The organism is Variovorax sp. J2L1-78 (genome assembly GCF_030317205.1).
Classification (GTDB): domain Bacteria; phylum Pseudomonadota; class Gammaproteobacteria; order Burkholderiales; family Burkholderiaceae_C; genus Variovorax; species Variovorax arabinosiphilus.
In genome coordinates this window covers 2,117,438-2,139,312 of the sequence record NZ_JASZYB010000001.1, presented here as the reverse complement: position 1 = coordinate 2,139,312, position 21,875 = coordinate 2,117,438, and the positions used below count along the sequence as shown (strand labels likewise).

General features: G+C 67.9%; 21 protein-coding genes. 14 read left to right on the top strand and 7 right to left on the bottom strand.

Features of this window, described 5'->3' with window-relative positions:
* Positions 1-127: 127 nt before the first annotated feature.
* The 10 genes from clpB (at position 128) to QTH86_RS10080 (ending at position 10,594) form a co-directional block, all read left to right on the top strand.
* Positions 128-2,749, top strand: coding sequence for an ATP-dependent chaperone ClpB (clpB, locus tag QTH86_RS10125; protein WP_286644813.1), 2,622 nt, complete (start codon positions 128-130; stop codon positions 2,747-2,749).
* Between the two features lie 5 nt (positions 2,750-2,754).
* Positions 2,755-3,087 carry a hypothetical protein gene (locus QTH86_RS10120; RefSeq protein ID WP_286644814.1) on the top strand — a complete coding sequence of 111 codons (333 nt, stop codon included), beginning with the start codon at positions 2,755-2,757 and terminating at the stop codon, positions 3,085-3,087.
* A 41-nt stretch (positions 3,088-3,128) separates the two neighbouring features.
* Positions 3,129-4,046: a LysR family transcriptional regulator gene (locus tag QTH86_RS10115; protein WP_286644815.1), complete on the top strand. Its 918-nt coding sequence runs from the start codon at positions 3,129-3,131 to the stop codon at positions 4,044-4,046.
* 139 nt (positions 4,047-4,185) lie between these two features.
* A complete protein-coding gene (locus QTH86_RS10110) occupies positions 4,186-4,566 on the top strand; it encodes a cupin domain-containing protein (protein ID WP_286644816.1) in 381 nt (126 codons plus the stop codon).
* The gene (locus QTH86_RS10105) at positions 4,563-5,372 is read left to right on the top strand and encodes a putative hydro-lyase (RefSeq protein ID WP_286644817.1); all 810 of its coding nucleotides are present in this window, start codon (positions 4,563-4,565) and stop codon (positions 5,370-5,372) included. The genes QTH86_RS10110 and QTH86_RS10105 overlap by 4 nt, the downstream gene beginning before the upstream one ends.
* 33 nt (positions 5,373-5,405) lie before the next feature.
* Entirely contained in the window at positions 5,406-6,479 is a 1,074-nt protein-coding gene (locus QTH86_RS10100; RefSeq protein WP_286644818.1) for a TRAP transporter substrate-binding protein, read from the top strand.
* Positions 6,479-7,105 (top strand): TRAP transporter small permease subunit, encoded by a 627-nt coding sequence (locus QTH86_RS10095; protein ID WP_286644819.1) that lies wholly within the window; start codon positions 6,479-6,481, stop codon positions 7,103-7,105. The genes QTH86_RS10100 and QTH86_RS10095 overlap by 1 nt, the downstream gene beginning before the upstream one ends.
* Complete coding sequence (locus QTH86_RS10090; protein ID WP_286644820.1) at positions 7,102-8,502, top strand: TRAP transporter large permease; 1,401 nt, start codon at positions 7,102-7,104, stop codon at positions 8,500-8,502. Before QTH86_RS10095 ends, QTH86_RS10090 begins: the two co-directional genes overlap by 4 nt.
* A 26-nt stretch (positions 8,503-8,528) precedes the next feature.
* Positions 8,529-9,248, top strand: coding sequence for a DUF2848 domain-containing protein (locus QTH86_RS10085; protein ID WP_286644821.1), 720 nt, complete (start codon positions 8,529-8,531; stop codon positions 9,246-9,248).
* Complete coding sequence (locus QTH86_RS10080) at positions 9,248-10,594, top strand: amidase (RefSeq protein ID WP_286644822.1); 1,347 nt, start codon at positions 9,248-9,250, stop codon at positions 10,592-10,594. Before QTH86_RS10085 ends, QTH86_RS10080 begins: the two co-directional genes overlap by 1 nt.
* Before the next feature lie 41 nt (positions 10,595-10,635).
* On the opposite strand, the gene QTH86_RS10075 is transcribed toward QTH86_RS10080, so the two are convergent.
* Complete coding sequence (locus QTH86_RS10075; protein ID WP_286644823.1) at positions 10,636-11,226, bottom strand: TetR/AcrR family transcriptional regulator; 591 nt, start codon at positions 11,224-11,226, stop codon at positions 10,636-10,638.
* Between the two features lie 72 nt (positions 11,227-11,298).
* On the opposite strand from QTH86_RS10075, the gene bdcA reads away from it, so the two are divergent.
* Positions 11,299-12,012 carry an SDR family oxidoreductase gene (gene bdcA, locus QTH86_RS10070; protein WP_286644824.1) on the top strand — a complete coding sequence of 238 codons (714 nt, stop codon included), beginning with the start codon at positions 11,299-11,301 and terminating at the stop codon, positions 12,010-12,012.
* Between the two features lie 29 nt (positions 12,013-12,041).
* On the opposite strand, the gene QTH86_RS10065 is transcribed toward bdcA, so the two are convergent.
* The 6 genes from QTH86_RS10065 to QTH86_RS10040 form a co-directional block, all read right to left on the bottom strand.
* The gene (locus QTH86_RS10065; RefSeq protein ID WP_286644825.1) at positions 12,042-13,853 is read right to left on the bottom strand and encodes an AMP-dependent synthetase/ligase; all 1,812 of its coding nucleotides are present in this window, start codon (positions 13,851-13,853) and stop codon (positions 12,042-12,044) included.
* The gene (locus tag QTH86_RS10060) at positions 13,850-14,677 is read right to left on the bottom strand and encodes an ABC transporter ATP-binding protein (RefSeq protein WP_286644826.1); all 828 of its coding nucleotides are present in this window, start codon (positions 14,675-14,677) and stop codon (positions 13,850-13,852) included. Before QTH86_RS10060 ends, QTH86_RS10065 begins: the two co-directional genes overlap by 4 nt.
* 4 nt (positions 14,678-14,681) lie before the next feature.
* Positions 14,682-15,866: an ABC transporter substrate-binding protein gene (locus tag QTH86_RS10055; protein ID WP_444813672.1), complete on the bottom strand. Its 1,185-nt coding sequence runs from the start codon at positions 15,864-15,866 to the stop codon at positions 14,682-14,684.
* 14 nt (positions 15,867-15,880) lie between these two features.
* Complete coding sequence (locus QTH86_RS10050) at positions 15,881-16,918, bottom strand: branched-chain amino acid ABC transporter permease (protein ID WP_286644827.1); 1,038 nt, start codon at positions 16,916-16,918, stop codon at positions 15,881-15,883.
* A gap of 346 nt (positions 16,919-17,264) precedes the next feature.
* Entirely contained in the window at positions 17,265-18,146 is an 882-nt protein-coding gene (locus tag QTH86_RS10045) for a branched-chain amino acid ABC transporter permease (RefSeq protein WP_286644828.1), read from the bottom strand.
* Positions 18,143-19,003 (bottom strand): ABC transporter ATP-binding protein, encoded by an 861-nt coding sequence (locus QTH86_RS10040; protein ID WP_286644829.1) that lies wholly within the window; start codon positions 19,001-19,003, stop codon positions 18,143-18,145. The genes QTH86_RS10045 and QTH86_RS10040 overlap by 4 nt, the downstream gene beginning before the upstream one ends.
* Positions 19,004-19,159: 156 nt before the next feature.
* On the opposite strand from QTH86_RS10040, the gene QTH86_RS10035 reads away from it, so the two are divergent.
* The 3 genes from QTH86_RS10035 to QTH86_RS10025 are packed head-to-tail and all read left to right on the top strand — an operon-like array spanning position 19,160 to position 21,866.
* Positions 19,160-19,870: a TetR/AcrR family transcriptional regulator gene (locus tag QTH86_RS10035; RefSeq protein WP_286646725.1), complete on the top strand. Its 711-nt coding sequence runs from the start codon at positions 19,160-19,162 to the stop codon at positions 19,868-19,870.
* Complete coding sequence (locus QTH86_RS10030; RefSeq protein WP_286644830.1) at positions 19,867-20,652, top strand: enoyl-CoA hydratase/isomerase family protein; 786 nt, start codon at positions 19,867-19,869, stop codon at positions 20,650-20,652. The genes QTH86_RS10035 and QTH86_RS10030 overlap by 4 nt, the downstream gene beginning before the upstream one ends.
* A gap of 29 nt (positions 20,653-20,681) precedes the next feature.
* Positions 20,682-21,866 (top strand): acetyl-CoA C-acyltransferase family protein, encoded by a 1,185-nt coding sequence (locus QTH86_RS10025; protein ID WP_286644831.1) that lies wholly within the window; start codon positions 20,682-20,684, stop codon positions 21,864-21,866.
* Positions 21,867-21,875 lie beyond the last annotated feature (9 nt).

Genomic DNA, 21,875 nt, shown 5'->3' with positions numbered 1-21,875 from the left:
ATCGACTCCAATCCAGTGAAATGAGCAGTGAGATAGGCATGCGGCGGTGCAATAGCCGTGCCTGATTTTGTCCGTGCTCTTGAACGGTGCGCGAACGCTCCTATTTTGAAGGCAAGGAAATCACACCATGCGCCAAGACAAACTCACCACCAAGTTCCAGGAAGCCCTGGGCGATGCGCAATCGCTCGCGCTGGGCAACGACAACGCCTACATCGAGCCGGTCCACCTGCTGGCCGCCATGCTGCGGCAGGACGAGGGCCCGCGCGCGCTGCTGGAGCGTGCCGGCGTGAATGTGCCGGGCCTCACGCAGGCGGCCGAGGCCGCCATCAAGAAGCTGCCGCAGGTGCAGGGCGGCGAGGCCGTGCAGGTCGGCAACGAGCTCAACAAGCTGCTGCAGGCGACCGAGAAGGAAGCCATCAAGCGCAACGACCAGTTCATCGCGGGCGAGCTGTACCTCTTGGCCGTGGCTGATTCCAAGGCCGACGTCGGCAACCTCGCGCGCGCCAACGGCATGACGCGCAAGTCGCTCGAAGCGGCGATCGACGCAGTGCGCGGCGGGCAGGGCGTGAACAGCGCCGATGCCGAAGGCCAGCGCGAGGCGCTCAAGAAATACTGCATGGACCTGACCGAGCGCGCGCGCCTGGGCAAGCTCGACCCGGTGATCGGCCGCGACGAGGAAATCCGCCGCGCGATCCAGGTGCTGCAGCGCCGCACCAAGAACAACCCCGTGCTCATCGGTGAACCCGGCGTGGGCAAGACCGCCATCGTCGAAGGCCTGGCGCAGCGCATCGTCGCGGGCGAGGTGCCCGATTCGCTCAAGGGCAAGCGCGTGCTGTCGCTCGACATGGCGGCGCTGCTGGCCGGCGCCAAGTTCCGCGGCGAGTTCGAGGAGCGCCTGAAGACGGTGCTCAACGAGCTGGCGAAGGACGAAGGCCAGACCATCGTCTTCATCGACGAGCTGCACACCATGGTCGGTGCCGGCAAGGCCGAGGGTGCGATGGACGCGGGCAACATGCTCAAGCCGGCCCTCGCGCGCGGAGAGCTGCATTGCGTCGGCGCGACCACGCTCGACGAATACCGCAAGTACATCGAGAAGGATGCCGCGCTCGAGCGTCGCTTCCAGAAGATCCTCGTGGGTGAGCCCACCGTGGAGGCGACCATCGCCATCCTGCGCGGCCTGCAGGAGAAGTACGAAGTCCACCACGGCGTGCAGATCACCGACCCGGCCATCGTGGCCGCGGCCGAGCTCTCCGACCGCTACATCACCGACCGGTTCCTGCCGGACAAGGCCATCGACCTGATCGACGAGGCCGCGGCCAAGATCAAGATCGAGATGGACTCCAAACCCGAGGTGATGGACCGGCTCGACCGCCGCTTGATCCAGCTGCAGATCGAGCGCGAGGCCGTGCGCCGCGAGAAGGACGAGTCGTCGCAGAAGCGCTTCGCTCTCATCGAGGACGAGATCGTCAAGCTGCAGAAGGAGATCGCCGACTACGACGAGATCTGGCAGGCCGAGAAGGCGCAGGCCCAGGGCAGCGCGCACATCCGCGAGGAGGTGGAAAAGCTCAAGATCGAGATCAAGGACTGGGAGCGCAAGGGCGACTTCAACAAGCTCGCCGAGCTGCAGTACGGCCAATTGCCGGCGCTCGAGAAGCGCCTGAAGGAAGCCGAAGCCAGCGAAGCCAGCAAGGGCGGCTCGAACAAGCCGACGCTGCTGCGCACGCAGGTCGGTGCCGAAGAGATCGCCGAGGTCGTGGCGCGCGCCACCGGCATCCCGGTCGCCAAGCTGATGCAGGGCGAGCGCGACAAGCTGCTGGTGATGGAAGACAAGCTGCACGAGCGCGTGGTGGGCCAGGACGAGGCCATCGGTGCGGTCGCGAACGCGATCCGCCGCTCGCGTTCGGGTTTGAGTGACCCCAACCGTCCGACCGGCTCCTTCCTGTTCCTCGGCCCGACGGGCGTGGGCAAGACCGAGCTGTGCAAGGCGCTCGCGGGCTTCCTGTTCGACAGCGAAGACCACCTGATCCGCATCGACATGAGCGAGTTCATGGAGAAGCACTCGGTCGCGCGCCTCATCGGCGCACCGCCCGGTTACGTGGGCTACGAAGAGGGCGGCTACCTGACGGAAGCCGTGCGCCGCAAGCCCTACAGCGTGGTGCTGCTCGACGAGGTCGAGAAGGCGCATCCGGACGTGTTCAACGTGCTGCTGCAGGTGCTCGACGATGGCCGCCTGACCGACGGCCAGGGCCGTACCGTGGACTTCAAGAACACGGTGATTGTCATGACCAGCAACATCGGCTCGCCGATCATCCAGGCAATGGTGGGCAAGCCGGGCGAAGAGATCAAGGAAGCGGTCTGGGACGAGCTGAAGAACTACTTCCGGCCCGAGTTCCTGAACCGCATCGACGAGACGGTCGTGTTCCATGCGCTCGACGCGAAGAACATCGAATCGATCGCGGCGATCCAGCTCAAGGTGCTGCAGGCACGGCTCGCGAAGATGGACCTGTACCTCGACGTGTCCCCGGCGGCACTGGCGGAAGTGGCCAAGGTCGGCTTCGATCCGGTGTTCGGTGCGCGGCCGCTCAAGCGGGCGATCCAGCAGCGCATCGAGAACCCGCTGAGCAAGTTGTTGCTGGACGGCAGCTTCGGGCCGAAGGACACGATCCGGGTCGAAACCGACCCGATCCGCTCGCCCGGGCAGTTCTCGTTCACGAAGGGCGGGGAACCATCGGCGCAGGCGCTGGCCTAATGCCGATGATGAATTTCATCCTCCGCTTCATCCTCTTCTGCCTGGGGCTGGTCTTCGCGGCCAGCCTGGCCGTCGCCGTGCTGCTGCTGGCGGCCGTCTGGGGCCTGCGCTACGGCTGGGCGCGTCTCACCGGCCGGCCGGTCACGCCATGGGTCATGCGCTTCGACCCGCGCAGCGGCTTCGACCGCTTCCGCGCGGCGCAGCAGCCCGCCGAGCCGACCGCGGCCGACGTGGTCAGCGCCCGTGCACGAGGTGAATCGGCGCGCAGCCCGGTCGCCCTGGGCGACGTCGGCGAAGTGACCGACGTTCGGGCCCGCCCCGCCACGCGCGGCGAGTGAGTCGCGGCCGGCGGGGCCGGCACTGCCCGTAGACTCCGCACATGAACGTGCGTTTTCTCGAGGCCTTCGTCTGGGTTGCCAAGCTCGGCAGCTTCAAGGCGGCCGCCGAAAAGATGCACACCACCCAGGCCGGCATCTCCAGCCGCATCGCGACGCTGGAAGAACAGTTCGGCGTGCGCCTGTTCGACCGCGAACACCGCGGCGTGCTGCTCACCTACCATGGCACCGAACTGCTGCCCTACGCCGAGCGCATGCTCGAACTGCAGGCGCGCATGGTCGCCGCGATGGGCCAGACCGACGCCTTCTCCGGCATGCTGCGCATCGGCGTGATCGAAACGGTGGCCCACACCTGGCTGCCCGACCTTTTCTCGCGTTTCGCCGAGAAGTACCCCAACGCCACGCTGGAACTGGTCTCGGACATCACGCCGCGCCTGCGCGACGATCTGCTGCGGGGCACCCTCGACTGCGCGATCCTGTCAGAGGAGATCACGCCCGGCTTCATCGACAACCGCCGCATCGCCAACCTCGCGATGCGCTGGGCCACCAGCCCGTCGCTGGCGCTCAAGTTCCCGTCGCGCAGCCTGCTGTCCTTCGCCGACATCGCGGAGCAGCCCATCATCTCCTTCAACCGCGAGTCGAGCGTGTACCGCAACATCGCGCAGAACGCCGGCGGCTGCGCCAACCTGCGGGTGAGCTACTTCTCGTCGCTCGGCGCCATGATCGACCTGGCGCGCACCGGCTTCGGCACGGCGCTGCTGCCGCTGGCGGTGATCCAGCAGGACCTGCGCCAGGGCAAGCTGGTGGTGCTCGACGTCGACCCCGTGCCGATCGCGCTGCCGCTGGTGGCCAGCATGCGGCTGGAACCCGCGTCGCCCCTGGCCGAAGCGCTCATCACCATGGCGCAGGCCGCTTGCGAGCAGTTCATCGCGACCTGCCGCGACGACGTGCTCGCGCCCTGATCCGGCCCACAGCACGCCCGATGCTGGGGCGGCCGGGTGCGCCAGGGCTGTGCATCACGAAACGCTATCGGTCGCCGAAAGAATTTCCCGTTTGACCCTGTGAGGGCGCGCGACAACACTGCGCGCCATGCACAGATCCATGACCGCCAAAAGACATCGCGAGTTCTTCGCGATCCGTCCTGCCGACGCGTCCACCGACTGGTCGCCCGTGGCCTGCTCGGCCGGCCGCATCGACGAGATCATCCTGGCCGACAACCTCGACACCGCGGCCGGCACCGGCTCGCGCACGCGGCTGGCCCGCTGGTCGGCCGGCGCGCTGATCGACCGGCCGGTGGTCCACGACTTCCACGAAGAGGTCTTCATCGTCGAAGGCGAGCTGGTGGTCGGCTGCGACGCCGAAGGCGAGGGCGGCGAAGCCTTCGGCCCCTACACCTTCGCCTGCCGCCCGCCGGGCGCCGTGCACGGCCCCTTCGTCTCGCGCACCGGCTGCGTGATGTTCGAGATCCAGTACTACGAATGAGCGCCTCGACCTCCTCCCTCGCCGCCCTGGCGCCCACCGGCCGCGATGCGCGGCTGCTGATGCGCAGCGGGCGCTACGGTGGTCACACGGCCGGCATGGCACCGGGCCACGTGCAGGGCAACCTCGCGATCCTGCCGAAGGCGCAGGCCGACGACTTCCTGCGCTTCTGCCAGCGCAACCCCAAGCCCTGCCCGTTGCTGGCGGTGTCGGAGCCGGGCGACCCGGCCTTGCCGACGCTCGGCGACGACATCGACATCCGCAGCGACCTGCCGCTCTACCGCGTCTGGCGCGACGGCGTGCTGGTCGACGAGGTGGAGGACATCGGCACGCTCTGGCGCGACGACCTGGTGAGCTTCGTCATCGGCTGCTCCTTCTCGTTCGAAGAGGCGCTGCTCGAAGCCGGCGTGCCGCTGCGGCACGTGGCCGAGGGTCGCAACGTGGCGATGTACCGCACCAACCTGCCGACCGTGCCCGCCGGCATCTTCCAGGGCCCGCTGGTGGTGTCCATGCGCCCGATGAAGGCGGCCGACGCCATCCGCGCCGTGCAGGTCACCTCGCGCTTCCCGCAGGTGCACGGCGCGCCGGTGCACATCGGGCGGCCCGACCTCATCGGCATCGCCGACTTGGGTGCGCCGGACTTCGGCGAGCCGGTCGCGGTGATGGACGACGAGCTGCCCGTGTTCTGGGCCTGCGGTGTCACGCCGCAGTCCGTCGTGATGGCGGCCAAGCCGTCGTTCTGCATCACCCATGCGCCGGGTTGCATGCTGGTGACGGATTGGCTCAACCACCGCATCGCCAGTTTCTAGTCGCTGTTTTTCCACCTTCTCCAGGAGTTCTCGATGAAGCCTTCGTTGTCTTCCCTCGCATCCGTCGCCGTGGCGGCCATGCTGCTCGCCGGAACCGCCGTCGCGCAAGTGCCGGCCGGTCCCAAGATCGCCGTGCAGGCCATTACGCAGGTCGCGCCCAACCTGCCGCAGTACACCAAGGTCGACCAGCCGCTGCTGCGCGACGGCATCGCCAAGGCCACCAACGGCCGCGTCGAGGTCACGCTGTCGTCCTGGCCCGAACGCAACGTGAACGGCCCCGAAGTGCTGCGCCTGGTGCGCTCCGGCCAGGTCGACATCGCCGCCGCGCCGTTGACCACCGTGTCGGGCGACGTGCCCATGCTCGACGGCGTCGACCTCGCGGGCATGAACGCCGACATCGCCCAGGCCCGCAAGGTGGCCGACGCCATGGTGCCGGTCGCCAACAAGGACCTGGAGCGCCTGGGCATCAAGCTGGTCGCGACCTACCCGTTCTCGGGCCAGATGCTGTTCTGCCGCAAGCCGGTGGCAAGCCTGGCCGACCTCAAGGGGCTGAAGGTGCGCACCAACGGCCCGTCCGCGTCGGACCTGATCAAGTCGCTCGGCGGCCAGCCGGTGTCGCTGGCCTTCGGCGAGGTCTATACCGCGCTGGAGCGCGGCACGGTCGACTGCGGCATCACCGGCGCCGGCTCGGGCAACGGCGTGAAGTGGCCGGAAGTCACGACCCACCTGTACACGCTGCCGCTGTCGTGGTCGACCTCGGGTTACTTCGTGAACCTGGCCTGGTGGAACAAGCTCGACCCGGCCGTGCGCGGCCAGTTCGAGAAGACGATGAGCGAAGTGCAGGAAGCCCAGTGGAAGCTCGGCGTCGAAGCCACCAACGACGGCATCGCCTGCAACGTCGGCCGCGCGGATGGCTGCAAGCTGCACACGCTGATGAAGAAGCCGATGATCGAAGCCAAGCCCGAAGCCGGCGTGACCGCGTCGCTGCGGAAGCACCTGGCCGATGAAGTGCTGCCGGGCTGGATCAAGCGCTGCGGCGACCGCTGCGCGACGACCTACACCGAAGTGATCGCCCCGATCACCGGCATCAAGTACGTGGCCAAGTGATGTTCCGTGCGCTCGAATGGGTGAGCGCCAAGGCGATGACCATCGCCGGCTGGTGCTACCTGGTGATCACCCTGCTGATCTGCTTCGACATCGCGGCGCGGCGCCTACTGGGCTTCTCGACCGAGGCGACGACCGAAGTCACCGGCTACCTGATGGCCATCGGCATGAGCTGGGGGCTGGCGGGCACGCTGTTCGAGCGCGGCCATGTGCGCATCGACGTGCTCGTGCAGAAGATGCCGCTGAAGGTGCGCGTCTGGCTGCACCTGGCCTCGCTGCTCGCCCTGCTGGTGGCCACCGGCTTCTTCGCCTGGGGTGCCTTCTCCCTGACCAAGGACTCGTGGGACTTCGGCGCCACCGACCTGTCGGCACTGCACACGCCGCTGGCCATCCCGCAGGGCCTGTGGGCCGCCGGCCTGGTACTGATGCTGCTGGCCTGCGTGGCCCTCGGTGCACGCGCCGTGCGCCAGCTGGCCGCCGGTGACGCCGACGGCATGGACCGCATGCTGATGGCACGCACCTACGTCGACGAAGCCGCCGAGACGCTCGAGGCCGTGGCCGAAGCGCAGCAAGGCATGCAACAACCTGCCACCACTGCCGCTACCACGGCCACCGGAGCTTCGCGATGATCGCCATCGTCTTCATCGTCGCGATCGGCCTCTTGATCGGCGGCGCCTCGCTGTTCGGCATGCACGACCATGCGGCAGCCATCGCCACCTCCGGCGTGCCCTGGTGGGCGCTGGCCTCGGTGCTGGTGGCCTTCGTCGGCTTCTTCGCCGGCGGCATCTACGTGGGCGCCGCGCTCGCGGTGCTGTCGCTGCTGGCCGGCTATGCGCTGTCGGACCGCCCCTTCTGGAACTTCATCGGCGAGATGATCTGGAGCCCGTCGACCAACTTCGTGCTGGTCTCGGTGCCGCTCTTCCTGCTGATGGGGGAGGTCATGCTGCGCGCCGGCCTGTCGGAGCGCCTCTACCGTGCGCTCAACATCTGGATGGGCCGCCTGCCCGGCGGCCTGCTGCACACCAACATCATCTCCTGCGGCGTGTTCTCGGCCGTGGCCGGCTCCAGCGTGGCGACCGCCGCCACCATGGGCTCGGTCGCGCTGCCGTACTTCGAGAAGAGCCACTACCCGCCCAAGCTGGTGCTGGGCTCGCTGGCCGCCGGCGGCGCGCTGGGCAACCTGATCCCGCCCGGCATCACCTTCATCATCTATGGCCTGATCACCGAGACCTCGGTGGGCGCGCTGTACCTGGCGGCGGTGGGGCCCAGCATCCTGGTGGTGCTGCTGTTCACGGCCGTCATCCTGTACTACAGCTACAAGCTCAAGCTGCACGGCGACGAGGCGTCCAAGGCCATCACCTGGCAGCACCGCATCGCCAGCCTGTCGGACCTGGTGCCCACGGCGCTGCTGATCACGCTGGTGCTGGGCACCATCTACGCCGGCTGGGCCACGCCCACCGAGTCGGCCGCGCTCGGCGTGGCGGGCAGCCTGGTGCTGGCGCTGGTGGACCGCAAGCTCAAGTGGAAGATGCTGGCCGAGTCGATGAAGGCCACCGCGCGCACCACCTCGATGATCGCGCTGATCCTGTTCGGGGCGTACTTCCTGAACTACATCCTGTCGTCGCTGGGCATCCCACAGATGCTGGCCAAGTTCCTCACGGGGCTGCCGTTCCCGGGCTGGGTGATCATGCTGGTGATCATCGGCTTCTACCTGGCGCTGGGCACCTTCATGGAAGGCATGTCGATGGTGATCACCACCATCCCGCTGCTGTTCCCGGTGGTCACGGCGCTGGGCTACGACCCGATCTGGTTCGGCGTGGTGATCACGATGCTGGTGGAGATCGCGATGATCAGCCCGCCCGACGGCACGGTGCTCTATGTGCTGCAGGGCATGCGACGCCAGCCCGGACCCATCACCGATGTGTTCGCCGGCGTCATGCCCTTCATGGCTGTCTACATGTTCGCGATCATCGTGCTGATGGTGTTTCCCGCCATCGCGCTGTGGCTGCCCGCCTATCTCATGTGATTCCCCCTTTTGCGGAGCCTTTCCTCATGTCCCTGACCCTTTCCTTCGCCTGTGAATCCGTGACGGCCGACGGCACCCGTGCCACGCAGCTGCTGTCGGTGGTGCCGCGCCAGCTGGTCATCGCCGGCTGGACCGGCCGCGACGCCGCCGCCATCGAACACCACATCGAGGAGCTCGAAGCCATCGGCGTGCCGCGCCCGTCGAGCGTGCCGCTGTACTACCGCGTCGGTGCCGGCCTGCTCACGCAGTCGCCCACCATCGAGGCGCTCGGCGCGCAGAGCTCCGGCGAGGCCGAGCCGATGCTCTTCTTCGCCGGTGGCGAGTGGTGGCTGACGGTGGCCTCCGACCATACCGACCGCCATGTCGAAACCTACTCGGTGGTCGTCTCCAAGCAGATGTGCGCCAAGCCGGTGGCCACCACCGCCTGGCGCTGGCGCGACGTGGCCGGCTACCAGGACGAACTGCAGCTGCGCTCGCGCATCCTCGAAGACGGCCAGTGGATCGACTACCAGCAGGGCACCTTCGCCTCGATCCGCCCGCTGGCTGCCCTGCGCGACGGCATCTACCAGGCCGAGGGCGGCATCGAAGGCCGCTTCATGACCTGCGGCACGCTGGGCGCCATCCCCAACGGCAAGGGCGAAGGCATCCGCCCGGCCACCGAGATGGAACTGGAGATCCACGACCCGCGCTTGAAACGCAGCATCGTGCACCGCTACGCCGTGCAGGCGCTCGAGGTGGTCGCCTGATGGCCGCCGCCCGCCCGGACATCGCGACCCTGCGCGCCCGCATCGCGCGGGGCGAACTGTCGCACGAAGCCGTCGTCGCGCAGGCGCTCGAAGGCGCTTCCGCTGACGCGGCGAAGCACGTCTTCACGCGGCTCTACGGCGACGCGGCGCTGGCCGCCGCGCGCCATGCCGATGCGTCGCGAGCGGCCGGTGTGGCGCTGCCCGCGCTGGCCGGACTGCCGATCACCGTGAAGGACCTGTACGACGTGGCCGGCGAGACCACGATGGCCGGCTCCGTCGTGTGCGCCGGCGAGCCCGCCGCGACGGCGGACGCGGTGGCCGTCGCGCGCCTGCGCACGGCCGGCGCGGCGATCGTCGGCAAGACCAACATGACCGAATTCGCCTTCTCGGGCGTCGGCATCAACCCGCACCATGGCACGCCGCGCAACCCGGCCGACATCGCGGTGGCGCGCATCCCCGGCGGCTCGTCGTCGGGCGCGGCGGTGTCCGTCGCGCTGGGCCTGGCGGTGGCGGGGCTGGGCTCCGACACGGGCGGCTCGATCCGCATCCCGGCCGCGCTGTGCGGCCTGGTCGGCTTCAAGAGCACGCAGTCGCGCGTGCCGCGCACCGGCGCCTTCGAGCTCGCTCGCTCGCTCGACACCGTGTGCGCGATGACGCGCAGCGTGGCCGATTGCCTGCTGGTCGACGCCGCCATCGCCGACACGCCGCTCGCGGTCCGCCGCCGGCCGCTGCAGGGCCTGCGCCTGGCGGTGCCGCGCACGCTGATGTTCGACGGCATCGAGCCGGCCGTGGCCCAGGCCTTCGACCGCGCACTGGACGTGCTGTCGGCCGCCGGCGCCATCGTGGTGGACATCCCGCTGGCCGAACTGGCCGAGATCGCGCAGATCAACGCCCCCGGCGGTTTCTCGCCGGTGGAGGCCTCGGCCGTGCACCGCACCCGCATCGGCGCGCAGCGCGCCCGCTTCGACCCGCGCGTCGCGGCACGCGTCGACCTCGGCATGTCGGTGAGTGCGGCCGACTACATCGTCATGCAGGACCGACGCCGCGACTGGATTGGCCGCGTCGAAGGCGCCATCGGGGACTTCGACGCGCTGCTGTGCCCCACGGTGCCGATCGTCGCGCCGGCCATCGAGGCACTGGCGACCGACGAGGCCTTCTTCAAGGCCAACGGCCTGTTGCTGCGCAACACCTTCGCCATCAACTTCCTCGACGGCTGTTCGTTCAGCCTGCCGTGCCAGCGCGAAGGCGAACTGCCGGTTGGCCTGATGCTGTCCTCGGTGCACGGCGATGACGCGCGATTGGCTGCAGTGGCGCTGGCGGTCGAAGCGGCCCTGCAGGCTGATTGAGGCGCGCCCGTTGTAGGCACGCGCTATTTTTTGACGTGCGGCTACGCAGGCAGTGCCTGCTTGAGCGCCATGCCGGCGAGCCGTGCGGTGGCCAGGAGGCGGTCCAGGCTTTGCCCGTGGCGCGCGCTGGCCGAGAGTCCGGCCATGGTGGTGCAAACGAAATCCGCCAACCGATCCGCGTCCTGCGGGTAGCGTTCGGCGATGGCGCGGCGAATCACGTCTTGCGCAGCCACATGAAAGCCGCAGGCCGCGTCGCGCGCCTGCGGGTCGTTGCAGCGTGTGCCCTCCAACACCAGACAGCCCGTCGCGGTGGGGTCCGCGGCGTAGCTGCGGGCCGCCTGTTCCAGCACTTCCGCCAGCGACACCGCCAACGGGCGATCGACCCCCAGGATCTCCATGAGCGGGATGGCACCGGTCTCGGCATAGCGATCGAGGATGCGTGCGTACAGCCCGGCCTTGCTGCCGAAGGCCGCGTAGAAGCTGGGCGGGTTGATGCCCAGGGCCTTCGTCAGGTCCGCCACGCTGACCGCGTCGTAGCCGCGCTCGTGGAAGAGGCGCTGCGCGGTCGCGACCGCTTCCTCCGGGTCGAAACCGCGTGGCCGACCACGGGTGCGCAAAATATCTGTAGTCATGATTACAAAATCCTTGACAACCAACACGACGAATTATGTATCATTCACTACATTAATACGAAGGAGTGATCCATGTCAGTGTTCAAGGACAAATCGGTTTTGGTGCTCGGCGGCAGCCGGGGCATTGGGGCGGCCATCGTACGGCGCTTCGTGGCGGACGGTGCGCGCGTGGCATTTACCTACGCCGGCTCGCCGGAAGCGGCCAAGCACCTGGCCGACGAAACAGGCAGCACCGCGTTTCTCGCGGACAGCGCCGATCGGGACGCGGTCATCGCCCGGGTTCGCGACAGCGGCCCGTTGGATGTGCTTGTGGTGAACTCCGGCATCGCCATCTTCGGCGATGCACTGGAGCAGGACCCCGACGCGGTGGATCGCCTGTTCCGTATCAATGTCCACGCGCCGTACCACGCCTCGGTGGAAGCGGCGCGGCAGATGCCGCAAGGTGGCCGGATCATCGTGATCGGTTCGGTGAACGGCGACCGCATGCCGGTCTCCGGCATGGCCTCCTATGCGCTGAGCAAATCCGCACTGCAAGGACTGGCGCGCGGGTTGGCACGCGATTTCGGCCCGCGCGGCATCACGATCAACATCGTGCAGCCGGGGCCGATCGATACCGACGCGAACCCGGAGAACGGACCGATGAAGGACCTGATGCACAGCTTCATGGCGATCAAGCGCCACGGCCGTTCGGAAGAAGTGGCGGGCATGGTGGCGTGGCTGGCAGGGCCGGAAGCCGGTTTCGTGACGGGGGCGATGCACACCATCGACGGTGCCTTCGGGGCCTGATCGCCCTCACCGGCGCCGTCTCGCTTCCCTCAGACGTAGAGCCTCTCGATCTCGCTCGCGTAGCTCTTGTAGATGGCGGAGCGCCGCACCTTCATGGTCGCGGTGACATCGCCGTCGTCGTGGTCCAGTTCCTTGGCAAGCAGGTGGAAGCGGCGGATGTGCGACACCTGCGCAAGCTTGGCGTTGCCGCGCGCCACCTCGTCGCCGATCAGCTTCAGCACGTCGGCATGCTCGGTGAGCGAGCGGAAGTTGGTGAAGGGAATGCGCTGCGCCTCGGCCCACTTGCCGACGGTCTCGTAGTCGATCTGGATCAGCGCGCCGACGAACTTGCGGCCCTCGGCCACGATCACGCATTCCTTGATATAGGGGCTGCCCTTCATCGTGTTCTCGATCTCCGAGGGTGTGAGGTTCTTGCCGCCGGCGGTGATCATGATGTCCTTGAGCCGGTCGACGATGCGCAGGTGGCCGTTCGGCTCCTGCCGCACCACGTCGCCGGTGTGCAGCCAGCCATCGCGGATCGACTGCGCCGTGGCCTCGTCGTTCTTGTAGTAGCCGGCGAAGACCATGTCGCCGCGCAGCAGCAGTTCGCCGTTGTCGGCCACGCGGTGCTCCACGCCAAGGGTTGGCGGCCCGACGGTGCCAACCACCACGTCGTCGGGACGGTGGCCGGTCACCATGCCGCTCGATTCGGTCAGGCCGTACACCTCGACCAGCGGCACGCCCAGGGTGCGGAAGAAGCGCACCACGTCCAGCGGAATCGGCGCCGCGCCGGTCAGCGCCACCTTCACGCGGCGCAGGCCAATGAAGTTCTGCAGCGCGCGCAGCACCAGCCAGTAGCTCGCGGCATGCGCCAGGCGGTCGGCAGACGACCATTGCGCGCGCGGCCGGGTGGCGAGTGCCTCGCAGCGCTTCCACGCGCGGTCGAACAGCCCGCGCTGCAGGCGGCCTGTTTCCTGCAGCTTGATGCTGATCGACGCGTGCAGCTTCTCCCAGATGCGCGGCACGCCGAGGAAGATGCTCGGCGCGACCTCGCGCAGGTCTTCCTGCACGGTGCGGATCGACTCGCCGAAGTTCACCTGCGAGCCGAGGTAGGGCGGCAAGAAGGCCGTCAGCATCTGCTCGGCCACGTGGCACAGCGGCAGGTACGACAGGTGCGTGGTGTCGCCGTCGAGGCCGAGCCGGTCGACGATGCCCGGCACCACGCCGCGGATGTTGCGGTACGACAGCATCGCGCCCTTCGGCTTGCCGGTCGAGCCCGACGTGTAGATCATCAGCCCGATGTCGTCGAGCGTCTGCGCGGCGAGTGCCGCATCGATCAGCGCACCGCCGCCTTGCACGGCCGACGCGGCACCGAGCCGCTCGACCTCGGCAAAGGTCGTCACCTTGTCGCGATGTTCCGGTGCCAGGTTGCGCAGGCCCTTGGTCTCGATCACCACGATGCGCCGCAGGCGCGGCAGGCTGTCGAGCGACTCGATCACCTTGTCGGTCTGCTCCTGGTCCTCGCAGACGATGACTTCGATGTCCGCATGGCCGACCACGTAGGCGACCTCGCTCGCCGGGCTGGTCGGGTACACGCCGACCGTCACGCCGCCGACCAGGCCGGTGCCCATCTGCGCCAGGACCCATTCGGTGCGGTTCTCCGACAGCACGCCGACATGGCCGCCGGCCGCGAGCCCGATCGCGCGCAGGCCGAGCCCGACGTGCATCGCGCGCTCCGCGTAGGCCTGCCAGCTCAATGGCTTCCAGATGCCGAAGTCCTTCTGGCGGATCGCCACCTTGGCGGGCGTGCGCCGCGCCTGTTCGCGCAGCATCTGAGGCAGGGTGAGGTGCGGCAATGTCATGACAGCCACCGCTTGCGCCGCTTGTAGTGCTTGATGGCGCGGAAACTGCGCGCCTCGCCACTGCCGCCCACGCCGAGGTAGAACTCCCGCACGTCGGGGTCAGACGCGAGCCGTTCCGCGCTGCCGTCAATCACGATCTTGCCGTTCTCCATGATGTAGCCGCGGTGTGCCACGGCCAGCGCCACCGTCGCGTTCTGCTCCACCAGCAGCATCGACACGCCGCGCTCCGCGTTGATGCGCGCGATGATGGTGAAGATGTCCTCGACCAGCTTGGGCGACAGGCCCAGCGAGGGTTCGTCGAGCAGGATGAGCTGTGGTTGCGCGACCAGCGCGCGGCCAATGGCGAGCATCTGCTGTTCGCCGCCCGAGAGGTAGCCCGCCAGCCCCTTGCGACGCTCGTGCAGGCGGGGAAAGTAGCTGTAGACCGCGTCGAAGTCAGGCTTTGCGTCCTTGCGGCCGGTCAGCGCGTAGGTCGCGGCCACCAGGTTTTCCTCGATCGTCAGGTCCTCGAAGACGCGGCGGCCTTCCATCACATGGCTGAGCCCGTCGCGCACCAGTTGCTGCGGCAGCCGGTCGGCCGTGCTGCGACCGTTGAACTCGATGCGGCCGGCCTCGACCTCGCCGTCTTCCAGCGCGAGCAGGCCCGAGATGGCCTTCAGCGTGGTGGACTTGCCTGCGCCGTTGCTGCCCAGCAGCGCGACGATCTCGCCGCGCGGCACGGCCAGCGACAGGCCGCGCAGCACCTGCACCACCTTGTTGTAGACGACCTCGATGTTGTTCACACCGAGGACGATCTCGCCCGCCATGACCGCGCCTGCTTCCATCGACTTACTTGCTGAGGTTGATCCAGTCGGACGCGGGCACCATCTTCTGCGCCTTCATGTCGGCCTTGTAGACGCGGCCCACAGGGATCGAGTTGCCGCTGATGGTGATCGGCGTGCCGATCAGGCCGCCGGTGTCGAAGTCCTTGATGGTGTTGAGCGCCGCCTTGAGGTTCTTGCCGTCCAGCGGCTTGCCGGCATCGAGCGTGCGCTTGGCTGCTTCGGTGAAGAGCATCGCGGTGAGGAAGCCCTGCGTGTACGCCGTGCTCTGGTACTCGGGCCGCATCGCGCGGATCTTCTCGAGCATCGGCGACTTGGCCGAGGTGTCGTAGTAGTAGCGGTAGGGCATCACGCCCATGAAGCCGTCGGCGCCTTCGCCCATCTTCATGACGGTCGAGCTGTCCATGGTCCAGAAGGTGCCCATCCACTGGCTCGTCATGCCCATCTGTTTGCCCTGTTGGACGAACTCCGGAATCGGTGCCAGCACGTAGCCGTGGAAGATCGTGTAGTCGGGCGCGGCGCGGCGCAGCTTGATGACCTCGGTCGACACGTCGACGCTGCCCGGCGGCGTCATGAGCTTGATCGGCACCGACAGGCCGAGCTTCTTCGCCGCGGCTTCGCTGGCCTCGATCGGGTCGCGGCCGAACTCGGAATCGGAGTACACGAAGGCGACCTTGGCGCCGGGCTTCTCCTTGGCGATGTGGCGCAGCAGGATGCCGATCTGCTCGGTGTAGTCGGGGCCGACCAGGAACTGGTTCGGGTACTTGGCGGGGTCGTTGAGCTCGGTGGCGAAGGAGGCCCCCGCCATCAGGATCTGGCCGTTGCGGTCGAGCTCGGGGTTGATCGTTTTCGAGAAGCCGGTCGAGTCGCCGTAGTAGAGGTTGACCTTGTTCTGGCTTGTGATCTTCTTGAAGGCCGCGACCGACACGTCGACCTTGTAGCCGGTGTCTTCCGGCACATAGCGCAGCTTGCGGCCCTTGATGCCGCCCGCGTCGTTCACGATCTTCACGTAGTCGGCCATGCCCGCGTTGATGCCGATGCCCGCGAAGGCGAACACGCCGGTCATCGGGATCGAGCCGCCGATGACGATGTCCTCGTTGGCCTGGGCGTGCGCGAACGGCGCCATCAGTCCGATCCCGGCTGCGAGCAACAGGGCGCGGCGTTGGGGCGAGAGCCTGTGAGTCTTCTTCATGCTTGTCTCCTGGTCTAGTTTCTGAACGGCCATAGATGAAAGAAGCGGCGCGTGCGCCGCCACACTTCTGCGAGCCCGTGCGGCTCGAACACCAGAAATCCGACGATGAGAAGACCGAAGACGACGGTGCGTACCGGCGACAGGAACACCGTCATCTCGGTGCCGCCCGGCAGGATGTCGACGATGAGCTTGAGCAGCTCGGGCACCATGGTCATGAACACGGCACCGAAGATGCCGCCGAGGATCGAGCCCATGCCGCCGACGATGATCGCGGCCAGGAAGAAGATCGACATCAGCAGCGGAAAGCTTTCCGGCGTGACCACGCGGAAGAAGTAGGCCCACAGCCCGCCCGCCACACCGGCGTAGAAAGACGAGAGGCCGAAGGAGAGCAGCTTGTAGCGCAGCAGCGGAATGCCCAGCACCTCCGCCGAGATGTCGCGGTCGCGAATGGCGATGAAGGCGCGGCCCACGCGTGTGCGGAACAGGTTGGCCGCGCCGAGCACCATCAGCACCATCACCGGCACGATCAGCCAGTAGAGGCGGAAGGACGTGTCGAGCGCCATGCCGAACACGGTCGCGGGCGGCAGCGAGATGCCGCTGGTGCCACCAGTGAGCTTGAGGTTGGCGAAGAGGAAATGGGTGATGAACGATGCAGCGATGGTGGCGATGGCCAGGTACAGGCCCTTCACGCGCAGCGACGGAATGCCCACGACCAGGCCGCCGAGCATCGCGACGAGGCCGCCCGCGATCAAATTCAGCAGGAAGGGCGTGCCGAGGCGCGTCTCGAGGATGGCCACCGTGTACGCGCCCAAGCCCATGAAGGCGGCTTGGCCGAGGCTCACCAGGCCGGTGTAGCCGGTGAGGATGTTGAGGCCCGTGGCGCTGGCCACGTTGATGGCGACCAGGCAGGCGAGGTAGAGCCAGTAGTCGCTAGCGATGAAGGGGAAGAGCAACAGCAACGCGGCGCCAATAGCGAGCCAGGCCTTCTGGGTGCGCGAGTCGAACAGCGCGGCGTCGGCGACGTAGCTTTCCTTGAGGGTGCCTATGCGCATCTTTGCACCTGTGCTTGTTCGTTGCGCTGTTGTTTGGGGCGCTGCTGTTCCGGGGGCGTGCGCAGGCCACCGGGTACTCCCCTCCGCGAATGTCCCCCGCCTTCGGCTCCCGCCGCTCCTCCTTTGTTTCGCTGCGGGGAGCACCCGATACCCTGCGCACGTGGGCATGCTGTGGGCGTACGCGCGATCACCCACAGCGCGTCCCGATCGCGTCGATGGGGTGCCTTGCGCAGCGAAATCAAGGAGGAGGCCGCAGGCCGGGGGACATTCGCGGAGCAAGGTACCCCGTCGGCGTGATCCCGCCCCGAATGACTCCAAACGCTTTCAAGCAAAAGAAGAGCGCTCATCACAGCCTCTCGATCTCATGCGTCCCAAACAACCCATAGGGCCGCACCATCAAGACCAGCACCAGCACGATGAAGGTCGCCAGCAGCTTGTATTCACCGCCCAGGAAGGCACCGGCCAGCGCCTCGATCAACCCGATGAAGATGCCGCCGACGAGCGCCCCCAGCACGCTGTCGAGTCCGCCGACGATCACCACCACCAGCACCGACAGCCCGAACACGCCCATCGACGAGGAGATGCCGCCGATGGCGCCGACCATGATCCCGGCGACCGAGGCGATCATGGCCGAGGCCACCCACGCCAGCGAGAACACGCGCGGCACGTTGATGCCCATCGAGTAGGCGGCTGCCTGGTCCGACGCCGTGGCGCGCAGAGCCACGCCGCCGCGCCAGAAGCGGAACACCAGCAGCACCGCGCCGATGAGCACGGCCGCGATCAGCGCGCCATAGAACACCTTGGGTGCGAGGAAGGCGTCGCCGACCATGATCGGCGCCTTCGGCAGGAACTCGGGCAGGCGCCGCTGGTCGGCGGTCCAGATGATCTCGACCAGGCCGACGAGGATCGACGCCAGCCCCACCGTCACCATGAACACCGAGATCGGCGGCTCGCTCAGCAACGGGCGGATCATCGTGCGCTCGACGATCGCGCCGAGCAGGCCGGTGCCGATGACCGCGCCGATCACCGCCATCCAGATCGGCAGCGCGAAGCTGGCCGCGAAGGTGAAGAACAGGTAGGCGCCGACCATCAGCATCTCGCCGATGGCGATGTTCACCACGCGCGTCGCCTTGTAGACCAGCACGAAGGCCAGCGCGGCCAGCGCATAGAGACCGCCGCTGGCGATGCCGGTGAGGCTGATCTCGAAGAGGTAGGGCCAGTCGATCATGCAGCCTCGCTCGCCACGGCTTCGCCGCGCAGCTTGCGGCGCAGGTCGCCGACGTCACCAGCGCCGAGGTAGGCGCGAATGACTTCGGGGTCGGCCTGCACCCGCGCCGGTGCGCCCTGCGCGATCACCTGGCCGAAGTTCAGCACCACGACATGGTCCGACAGGTCCATCACCATGCCCATGTCGTGCTCCACCATCAGCACCGTCACGCCCCATTCGTCGCGCACGTCGAGGATGAAGCGCGCCATGTCCTCGGTCTCTTCGCGGTTCATGCCCGCGACCGGCTCGTCGAGCATCAGCACCTTGGGCTGCATGGCGAGCGCGCGCGCCATCTCCACGCGCTTCTGCAGGCCGTAGGGCAGGGCGGCGACCGGCGCATGGCGGATGTGGTCGATCTCGAGGAAGTCGATGATGCGTTCCTCCACATCGCGCCGCAGCTCGGCCTCTTCGCGGCGTGCGCGGCCGACATACAGCAGCGCATCGAAGACGTTGGTCTTCAGGTGCGCATGGCGGCCCAGCTTGATGTTGTCGAGCACCGTCATGCCGCGGAACAGCGCGATGTTCTGGAAGCTGCGCGCCAGACCCAACTTGGCGCGTTGTGGCGGCGGCGTGCGGGTGATGTCGCTGCCCTCGAACACCACGCGTCCGGCGGCCGGCCGGTAGAAGCCCGAGATGGTGTTGAAGAGCGAGGTCTTGCCCGCGCCGTTGGGGCCGATCACCGCGGTGATGGAGCCCGGTTGCACGCCGAAGCCCACGCCGGTGAGCGCCTTCACGCCGCCGAAGGCCAGCGTCAACGCCTCGACCTGCAGCACCGGCGATGCAGGGGCGGGGACGTGACCGGCGGGCGATGCGGACATGGTGGCGGAGCTTGACGCTTGCGTGCGAAAAAGAGGGCTAGGGTTTGCGTGACAAGGAGGAAAATCTACTTGTCCGTAGAATTTCTACTCGCCGGTAATGTCACCGTTCGCCGCAGGCCGCGGCATCCGGACTTTCCCGTGCCCACCTTTCCCGCCATGGCCACTTCCGCCCTTCGCACCGCCGCCCCCGCATCACCCTGGGAGCCGGCCAGCACCCGCGCGCAGCAGCGCGAGGTCAAGCGCAACGCGGTGCTGCAGACCGCGGCGCAGCTCTTCAACGAACGCGGTTTCCACGCGACCTCGCTCGACGACATCGCCGAGCGCCTCAACGTGAGCAAGCCCACGCTCTACTACTACGTCGAGAGCAAGGACCAGATCCTGCTCGAGTGCGTGCGCACCGCGCTCGACCTGATGCACGACGGCATCGAGGCGGTTCGCGCTGCCGGCGGCAGCGCCATCGAGCAGCTCAAGGCCTGCATGCGCATCTACACCGGTGTGGTCACGCAGGACTTCGGCATGTGTGTGATCCGCATCGGGGAGGACCCGCTGCCCGAGCCGCTCAAGACCGAGCTGCGGCAGCTCAAGGCCGGCATCGACCGCCAGTTCCGCCGCCTCATCGCCGACGGTGTGGCCGAAGGCTCGCTGGTGCCCTGCGACCCGAAGATGGCCGCCTTCATGATCGCCGGCGCGTTGAGCTGGGTCGGCCGCTGGTACCGCGGCGACGGCGAGCTCACGCCCGAAGAGATCGCCGACCAGGGCATCGAGCTGCTGCTGAACGGCGTGCTGCAGCGTCGGATGGCGGCGCGCAAGAAGGCGGCGGCTTCGACGCCTCCCACCAAGACGCCTCGCAAGAAAGGAAAAGCATGACCACTTCTGATGCCTCACTCCTCGTCGGTCGAGAGGGCGACGTTGCCACGCTGCGCTTCAACCGGCCCGGCGCACTGAATGCCATCGACGTGCCGATGGCGAATGCCTTCCTTGCCGCGGCGCACGAACTGGCTGCCGACCGGAGCGTGCGTGCCGTGTTGCTCAGCGGCGCCGGCAAGGGCTTCATGGCCGGCGGCGACCTCGCCGTGCTGCAGGCCGACCCGGTGCAGGGCGCCGCCGACCTGATCGGCCCGCTGCACGAGGCATTGGCGGTGCTCGCCGGCATGGACGCGCCGCTCGTCGCGCAGGTGCACGGCGTGGCGGCTGGCGCAGGCCTCAGCCTGATGCTGCAGGCCGACTTCGTGCTGGCCGCCGAGGGCACGCGCTTCAACCTGGCCTACGTGAACATCGGCGCCAGCTGCGACGTCGGTGCCTCGTGGGCGCTGCCGCGGCTGGTGGGCCTGCGCCGCGCGCTGGAGATCGCGATGTTGGGCGAGATGTTCGATGCCGCCACTGCCGAGCGCATGGGGCTGATCAACCGCGTGCTGCCGGCCGCCGACCTCGAGCGCGAGGCGATGGCTTTCGCGCAGCGCCTCGCCAAGGGTCCGACGGTGGCGCTCGGGCGGCTGCGTCGTCTGATGCGCACCTCGTTCGAGCGCGACTTGCCGGGCCAGCTCGACGCCGAATCGGCGGCCTTCCGCGAATGCGCCACCAGCGACGATTTTCGCCTCGGCATCGACGCCTTCTTCGCGAAGAAGACGCCCACCTTCACCGGCCGCTAGGCCGACATTCAACGCTTCAGGAGAACACCATGAGCATCCAGGACATCTTCGTCGTCGGCACCGCCCGCACCGCCATCGGCACCTTCGGCGGCGCGCTGAAGGACGTGCCCAACACCCAGCTCGCCACCACGGCCGTGAAGGCTGCCATCGAGCGCAGTGGCGTCGCGCCTGACGCCATCGGCCACGTCGTGATGGGCAACGTGATCCCGACGGACGTGAAGGACGCGTACCTGAGCCGCGTGGCCGCCATCGACGCCGGCTGCCCGATCGAGACGCCGGCCTTCAACGTCAACCGCCTGTGCGGTTCGGGCCTGCAGGCGATCGTGTCGGCGGCGCAGGCCATCGCGCTGGGCGACTGCGGCATCGCCATCGGTGGTGGCTCCGAGTCGATGAGCCGCGGCCCGTACTTCGACACCTCGGCGCGCTACGGCATGCGCATGGGCGACGCGGTGCTGGTCGACTACATGCTGGGCATCCTGCACGACCCGTGGGAGAAGATGCACATGGGCATCACCGCCGAGAACGTGGCGGCGCGCTACAAGATTTCGCGCGAGATGCAGGACGCGCTCGCCGCGCAGAGCCAGCAGCGCGCCGCCGCCGCCATCGCGGCCGGCCGCTTCAAGGAACAGATCGTTCCGGTCGAGGTGAAGACGCGCAAGGGCGTCGTGCTGTTCGACACCGACGAACACGTGCGCGCCGACACCACGGTCGACACGCTGGCGAAGATGAAGCCGGCCTTCAAGAAGGACGGCCTGGTGACCGCGGGCAACGCCTCGGGCATCAACGACGGCGCCGCCGCGGTCGTGCTGGCCGATGGCGATCGCGTGAAGGCCCTGGGCCTCAAGCCGATGGCGCGCCTGGTGGGCTATGCGCACGCGGGCGTCGAGCCGGCCTACATGGGCATCGGCCCGGTGCCGGCCACGCGCAAGGTGCTGGAGCGCACAGGTCTTAAAGTGGCCGACCTCGACGTGATCGAGTCGAACGAGGCCTTCGCGGCGCAGGCCTGCGCGGTGATCCAGGAACTGGGCTTCGACCCGGCCAAGGTGAACCCGAACGGCTCGGGCATCTCGCTGGGCCACCCGGTCGGCGCGACCGGCGCGATCATCACGACGAAGGCGATTGCCGAGCTGCACCGCACCGGCGGGCGCTATGCCCTGGTGACGATGTGCATCGGCGGTGGGCAGGGCATCGCCGCCATTTTCGAGCGGGTCTGAACGCGCCGC